The following is a 6,715-nucleotide window of genomic DNA, read 5'->3' on the forward strand; positions in this document are numbered from 1 at the left end:
TGGTGATGGCAACACGCTCCACGCCGCCGCACTCGCGGTCGAGGCAGTCAACGGCACGAATCAGGCCGGTGGTGTTGCACGAGGTCAGCTTGAGAAAGTGCTTGCCCAGACCCTTTTCGTAGTTGGCACAGCCATGGAAGAACACATCGGCAACGTCGTTCTTTTCGCCGCCCTGAAAGATGCAGGGCTTGCCGAGCTTTTCGCAGAGCTTCTTGTTCTCCGCGCCGACGCCTGCGGGCGTGGCATCGAGGAGAATATCGCACTTGTTAATGAGGTCTTCCATCGTGCCGGAAACCGGAACGCCGGCTTCGGCAAATGCGTCCGCGTACTGCGGGTCGGCCATGTACAGATCATACGGCATGCCGCGCTCCTTGAGCGCGCGGATGCTCAGGTTCGGGGTGCGGTTGGCCACGCCAACCAGTTCCATATCGCCCATCAGGGTCACGCCATCACACAGACGCTGTCCGATGATGCCGTAGCCAAGTACGCCTACTTTTACCTTGTTCATTGCAATTTGTCTCCTTTATATCAATTGTTTCGCGCTTATGCTTCTTTTTTCAGCAGTTTTTCCGCATGCCCCCGCGCTTCACGGTATTCGGGATTGAGCAGCGACCGCGGATTCTCGCCCTTCATATAGCTCGCGATGACGTCGGCGCAGTGCTCGAACACCATGCGCACCGCCTGTGTGCTGACCGCCGCCGAATGGGGCGTGAGCACCACGTTGGGCAGCTCCTTGAGCTCGGACTCCTGATCAAACGGCTCAACCTTGAACGCATCCAGACCCGCGCCGGCAACCTTACCGATGCGCAGCGCCTCTGCCAGGTCGTGCTCGTTGACCGCGAAGCCGCGGCTGGTGTTGATGATATACACGCCGTCCTTCATCTTGGCGATGGTGTCCTTGCAGATGAAGTCGTGCATTTCCTTGACCGCAGGCAGATGCAGGCTGATGATATCGGCGGTGGTAATGGCGGTTTCCATATCCACAATTTCAACGCCCAGCGCTTCCGCTGCCGCATAGTTCGGGTAGGGATCGTATGCGATGACCTTGACCGGGAACACGCTCAGCAGGCGGGCAAACTGACGGCCGATGTTGCCAAAGCCCAGCAGGGCGACCGTGCCCTCGAGCGTCTGCGTCATCTTGGCGGTCACGCCGCCCTCGCGCAGGCCACGGTCGTAGGTGGCGATGCGGCGAAGCACTGAAAGGGTCAAGGCTAAGGTCTGCTCAGCGACCGCCTTGGAGTTAACGCCCGGCGCGTTGCACACGGCAACGCCCAGATTGGATGCAGTTTCCAAATCAACCGTTTCAAAACCCGCGCCGAAACGCGCGATGCCCTTGAGCTTGCCTGCGCAGGCAGTCAGCACCTCTGCGTTCCACGGCTCGCGCCCTGCGACAACATAGTCAAAGCCCTGCGCCGCGCGGATGATTTCGTCTGTATTTTGTGTGTGGTACAAGGGTTTGTGGACGATTTCTGCGCCCATGGAAACTGCCTCGTGGAACACCTGATTGAGATCAAGACCCAGTTCGTTCTGCACCAGAACTGCAATTTGTGTCGGTGTGTTCGGCATAGCTTTCCTCTGCTCCTTCAACATATCCGTAATCGGAAAAGATTGTTTGTTATTTGTTTATCAATTAGCTTGTGAATTCATTCTATCGTTTTGTTAAAGAAATGTCAATATAAAAGATCATTAAAATTTTAACAATGTCGTGGTTGGTTTTGGACAAAAACCACAATATATAGTGTCTTCCCTTTCTTCGTATACCAAAGTTTTTCCCGAAAATCAGCGTTTCATCCAATTTTCCATTGCGTCCGACATCCAATTTATGAATATAGCCGAAATTTTTCCGGGTAAAATTTCCTTCTTCTCTGCTGTGATGGGGCGGCGCTGGTTTTGTTTTGCAAAGTGTGCGCTTTGCAATCAAAAGCGCGGCTGCATCGTTTAAATTGTTAAAAATATATCTATGTTTTTCTTACCATCCGGACGCGCCCCAATCCTCTGCCGACGTTTGATTGCACCGGAGAAGAAGATTGAAAAAACGCGTTTTTTTTGATATACTTATTTTATATGAAAGGAGGGCGCAATGGAATTATCAACTCGCTGCCTGAACCTGTGCCGCCATATTCAGACGTTGACCGGCGTGCACACCACCCTGCTCGACATCGGCGCAAAAGGCTTTGTCGTGCCCCCCTTCCACAGCGACTGCCGGCTGCAGTCCGACGGCTGCAACGCCTATCTCACCCATCTGTACGGCTCGTACGAGGCCGAGCGGTGGGACGGAAAATACATCTATTACTGTCCGCGCGGTCTGGTGTTCATCGCGACGCCGCCGCTCCTTGTCGGCACGGCGATGGAGTACTGCATCATCACCGGCCCGATTATCATGATTAATAATGCCGAAGATCCCTTCGAGGACCCGATTTGCACGCCCGAATCGCTCGATCAGGTGCCGCGGCTGACCACGGCGCAGGCGCGGGCGCTCAGCGAGCTCATCAGCACCGCGGTCGCCTCCTTCGCGCTGGAGGAGCTGCCGCCCGACATCGATTCCGGCCGACAGGCCACCATGCTGCAAATGATGTACGACCTGTCGAGCGAGGGCGAAACCCCCAGCTACCCAATTGAAACCGAACGCAGCCTGCAGGAGCACATCCGCTCGGGCGACAAGGATGCGGCGCAGGAGCTGCTCAATCAGCTGCTGGTACATATTTACCGCCTCGCTGGCAGCGATCTGCCGATCATCAAGTCGCGTATTCGCGAGCTGCTCGTGCTGATGAGCCGTGCGGCCATTGACGGCGGCGCGGATGTGGACGAAATTTTCAACCTCTGCGTGCGGTACGAGCAGGAGGTCGACTTATTTGACGGCATTGAGTCACTCAACCGCTGGGTCGGCGCTACGCTGCACAAATTTATCAGCTTTGTCTTTGATTTCAACGATATCAAGCACCAAAACGTCATTTTCAAGACGACCGCCTACATCAAGGAGCACCTGACCGACAAATTGTCGCTCGATCAGGTGGCAGAGCAGGTGTACCTGTCCAAATCGTACTTCTGCCGCGTCATCAAGGATGAGCTCGGCTGCACGTTCACCGAATATGTCAACCGCCTGCGCATCGAGCGGAGCAAAACGCTGCTGCGGTCGACCGGCATGCCGATTGCGGACATCGCCTGTGCGGTCGGTTTTGACGACCAGAGCTATTTCACGCGCGTGTTCAAAAAACAGACCGGCACCGCGCCCGGCAAATACCGCGAAAAGCAAACGCAGAAATCGCGCACATGAAAAAAAGCTCCCGAACCAACGTTCGGGAGCTTTTTTTAAGGCAACATCGCACAATTCGCCCCGCGTCCCCGGACGCGAAACCGGGGATAGGAAAAGGCGGCTTCATACGAAGCCGCCTATTTTATATCATGGGTACGTTTTTATGCCTGGCACAACTCCAGCGCCACGTCCGCCGCGGTAGCAGCGTCCGGGGTGTAGCGGTCTGCACCGATCTGGTCGCAGAATGCCTGTGTAATCGGCGCGCCGCCGATCATAATCATAACCTTATCCTTCATCTCGGAAGCGTGCACAGCCTCAACCACGTCGCGCATCTCGCCCATGGTGGTGGTCAGCAGTGCGGAGCAGGCGATGATGTGCGCCTCGTGCTCACGGGCAGCCTCCAGGAACTTCTCAACCGGTACGTCAACGCCCAGATCGACAACCTTTAGGCCCTTGCCTTCCATCATCATACGAACCAGGTTCTTGCCGATGTCGTGCAGGTCGCCCTTAACGGTGCCGATGATAACCGTGCCCTTTTCCTCAACGCCGTCCGCAACGAGGAAGGGACGCAGCAGCTCGATGCCCTTGGTCATTGCGCGTGCTGCAATCAAAACCTCAGGAACGAAAACTTCGTTGTTCTTAAACTTCTGGCCAATGATGTTCATGCCGTCCAGCAGACCGTTTTCCAAAATTTCGCCGGCCGGAATGCCCTCGTCCAGCGCCTGCTGTACGCAAGCCTTTACCTTGGGTGCGCGACCCTGCTGCAGCCAGGAACTGATTTCACTTAATGTGCTCATAAGTAATGTCTCCTCTTTACTTTTCTGGTAGCGTCGCGGTCTATCTCCCCGCGGCGCAATTCTCTTTTACTGTCCCCATCATACCACGCATACCCTTCCTTTTCTTGAACGAATTTGCCGTGTTTTTGCACTATTTTTTCCTGTCTATTTCCTTCCATTTCAGTATGTTTTCCGATTGTCCCACAAAAAAGCGGCCCGCGCAGCCCCTCCTTCGGGGTACGCGGGCCGCTTGTTTGATTGTCTGTCAGCTGAGATAGCGGTCGAGCATGTCCAGCCGTGTCTGCGCATTATCGGAATTGATGATTTCCGCGCCGGAGTCGATGAACTTCTCGAGCGTTTCACCCTCAATCGCCTTGACTGCCGCTTCCACCGCCAGATAGCCCATCTCATAGGCGTTCTGCGCAACCGACAGGGTCAGTTCACCCTCCAAAATGGACACGCAGGCAGACCGGTCGCCGTTAAATCCCATAAATACAGTGTTCGCATAGGCCGAATTGTTCTTCGCGGCACGCGCCGCCGCCATCGCCATATCATCGTTGTTCGCACAAATGATGGCGATGCCCTCCGGATGGGTCTGCATAATGGCTTCCATACACGTAACCGCCTGATCGGCTACCGCGTTGGCATACTGCACGTTTTTTTCCAGAAAATCGCCGCCGGCCTCCTCAACACCGCGCATATAGCCCTTCATGCGGGCGGTATTGGTTAAGTCACCCTGCACACCGGCAATTTCGATGCACTTGATATCCTGCCATCCGGCCGCTCTCGCTGCCTCTACTGCTGCCTTGCCGCCCAGTGCGGCTGCATCCTCGTTGCCTGTGCCGATAAAGGACAAAATCTCGGGCGCATCAATGTTGGTGTCGACTGCCAGCACCGGCTTGGTCTGTCCTCGGATGAGATTGGCAATCATATCGGCCTGCAGCGGCGCGATGACAAAGGCGTCATACCGTTCGTTGGCAAGGTCGGTCTCAATCATGTTGAGCTGCTCATCATACGCGGTTTCCGAGGTCGCACCCTTTACGTCGACCTGCAAGTTGTCATGCTCCTTTTCATAGGCCTTTGCGCCCGCAATCACATAGCGCCAATATTCCGCCGCTGTCGTCTTCAAAATTACACTGATTCGGTGCGAGTTGCTGCCGTCCCCATTCCCTGCGGACGTATTGCTGCCGCAGCCAAACAGGCTCACCGCCATCGTTCCTGCCACAAAAATGGCAAGCAGTCTTTTCTTCATTTGCATTCTTCCCTTTCCTGACCCGGTATCGCATATACGCAAAACGGATACTTCCTATTACGTTTTCTTGTTTTGCCGTATTTTATGCATCATTAGCAGACAGCAAAAATGCAAACAGCAAGATATCTAATTGGAAAAGCAAATTCGCGCATTTTCAAAGGACATCCGCGAAGCTTATAATAAGGATAAGAAAACGGCGCACGGCGCAGTCCAGCGCCCAATATGGAGGTATTATTATGACATCGAGAGAAAGAGTAGTCGCTGCCATTCACCACCAGCAGCCCGACCGCGTACCGATTGACTTCGGCGCGACCGGCCAGACCGGTATCAGCGTGTGCGCGCTCAAGCGCCTGCGTGAGTACTTGGGCCTGCCGCAGAAGGATTTGGATGTATTTGAAGTTGTGCAGATGCTCGGCGTGGTCGACGAAGACCTGCGTCAGATGATGATGGGCGACGTCATCGGTATGAACCACCCCGAGGACAGCCTCGGCGTGCCGTTCACCGGCGAAAAGAAGCGCTTCATCATGCCCGATGGCACCGAAGCCATGCTCAACGCCGGTAATGAGTGGGATGTACTGCCCGACGGCGGCTACAAAATGTACCCGCAGGGCGACCGCACCGCGCCTCCTTCGATTTACATGCCCTCGGGCGGTTATTTCTTCGACATCATCGACCGCGCTCCCGAAGTAGACGAGGATGATCTGACTCCCCGCGAGGATTTCAAGAATTTCTTCTCGGTCATGTCGGAAGACACCGCGCGTTACTACGAGAAGGAGTCCAAGCGTCTGTTCACCGAGACCAATTACGCCGTGATCGGCAATCTGGCCGGCGCAGGCTTTGGCGACTCCGGCGCGATTCCCGCACCGTTTGAGAAGCACCCGATGGGCATCCGCAAGTTTGACGAGTGGTGCATGGCGCAGATTCTGTACCCGGATTACGTACAAGAAGTTTTTGAAATGCAGACCGAGTTTATGCTCAAGAATCTTGAGATTTACAAGCAAGCTGTCGGCGACAACATTCAAATCTGCTGGATTTCGGGCACCGACTTCGGCACGCAGAACGCTGAATTCATGTCGAGCGACATGTTCAAGCAGCTCTACAAGCCCTACTACAAGCGTGTGTGTGACTGGATTCATCAGAACACAAGCTGGAAGACCTTCTTCCACACCTGCGGCTGCGTTGTCAAGCTGCTCGATGATTTCGTCGATATGGGTATGGATATCATCAACCCCGTGCAGCTGTCCGCCAAGGGCATGGACGCAAAGATGCTCAAGGAAAAGTACGGCGACAAGCTGGTCTTCTGGGGTGGTGGCGTGGACACGCAGAGCATGCTGCCGAACGGCACGCCCGAAGAGGTTGCGGCACAGGTGACCGAACGTCTGCCCATCCTGTCCGAGGGCGGCGGCTACGTGTTCAACACCATTCACAACATCG

6 protein-coding genes are annotated in these 6,715 nt (G+C 55.1%); 2 read left to right on the forward strand and 4 right to left on the reverse strand.

What is annotated here, in order from left to right; all coding sequences use genetic code 11:
* Both QOX26_RS14105 and QOX26_RS14110 read right to left on the reverse strand, forming a co-directional pair.
* Positions 1-508: type II glyceraldehyde-3-phosphate dehydrogenase (locus QOX26_RS14105; RefSeq protein ID WP_283674650.1), on the reverse strand; the 508-nt coding region annotated here is incomplete at its 3' end.
* A gap of 35 nt (positions 509-543) precedes the next feature.
* Positions 544-1,566 (reverse strand): NAD(P)-dependent oxidoreductase, encoded by a 1,023-nt coding sequence (locus tag QOX26_RS14110; RefSeq protein ID WP_283675610.1) that lies wholly within the window; start codon positions 1,564-1,566, stop codon positions 544-546.
* A 514-nt stretch (positions 1,567-2,080) separates the two neighbouring features.
* Between QOX26_RS14110 and QOX26_RS14115 the strand changes: the two genes are divergently transcribed.
* On the forward strand, positions 2,081-3,274 hold the full coding sequence (locus QOX26_RS14115) for a helix-turn-helix domain-containing protein (RefSeq protein ID WP_283675611.1): 1,194 nt from the start codon (positions 2,081-2,083) through the stop codon (positions 3,272-3,274).
* A gap of 140 nt (positions 3,275-3,414) precedes the next feature.
* On the opposite strand, the gene QOX26_RS14120 is transcribed toward QOX26_RS14115, so the two are convergent.
* Positions 3,415-4,050, reverse strand: a complete 636-nt coding sequence (locus QOX26_RS14120; protein ID WP_283675612.1) for a corrinoid protein — start codon at positions 4,048-4,050, stop codon at positions 3,415-3,417.
* 244 nt (positions 4,051-4,294) lie between these two features.
* The gene (locus QOX26_RS14125) at positions 4,295-5,281 is read right to left on the reverse strand and encodes a sugar ABC transporter substrate-binding protein (RefSeq protein ID WP_283675613.1); all 987 of its coding nucleotides are present in this window, start codon (positions 5,279-5,281) and stop codon (positions 4,295-4,297) included.
* 236 nt (positions 5,282-5,517) lie between these two features.
* On the opposite strand from QOX26_RS14125, the gene QOX26_RS14130 reads away from it, so the two are divergent.
* A partial coding sequence (locus QOX26_RS14130; RefSeq protein WP_283675614.1) for a uroporphyrinogen decarboxylase family protein occupies positions 5,518-6,715 on the forward strand: 1,198 nt, incomplete at its 3' end.

Origin of the sequence: Butyricicoccus sp. Marseille-Q5471 (genome assembly GCF_951230135.1) — a bacterium.
Lineage (GTDB): Bacteria > Bacillota > Clostridia > Oscillospirales > Butyricicoccaceae > Agathobaculum.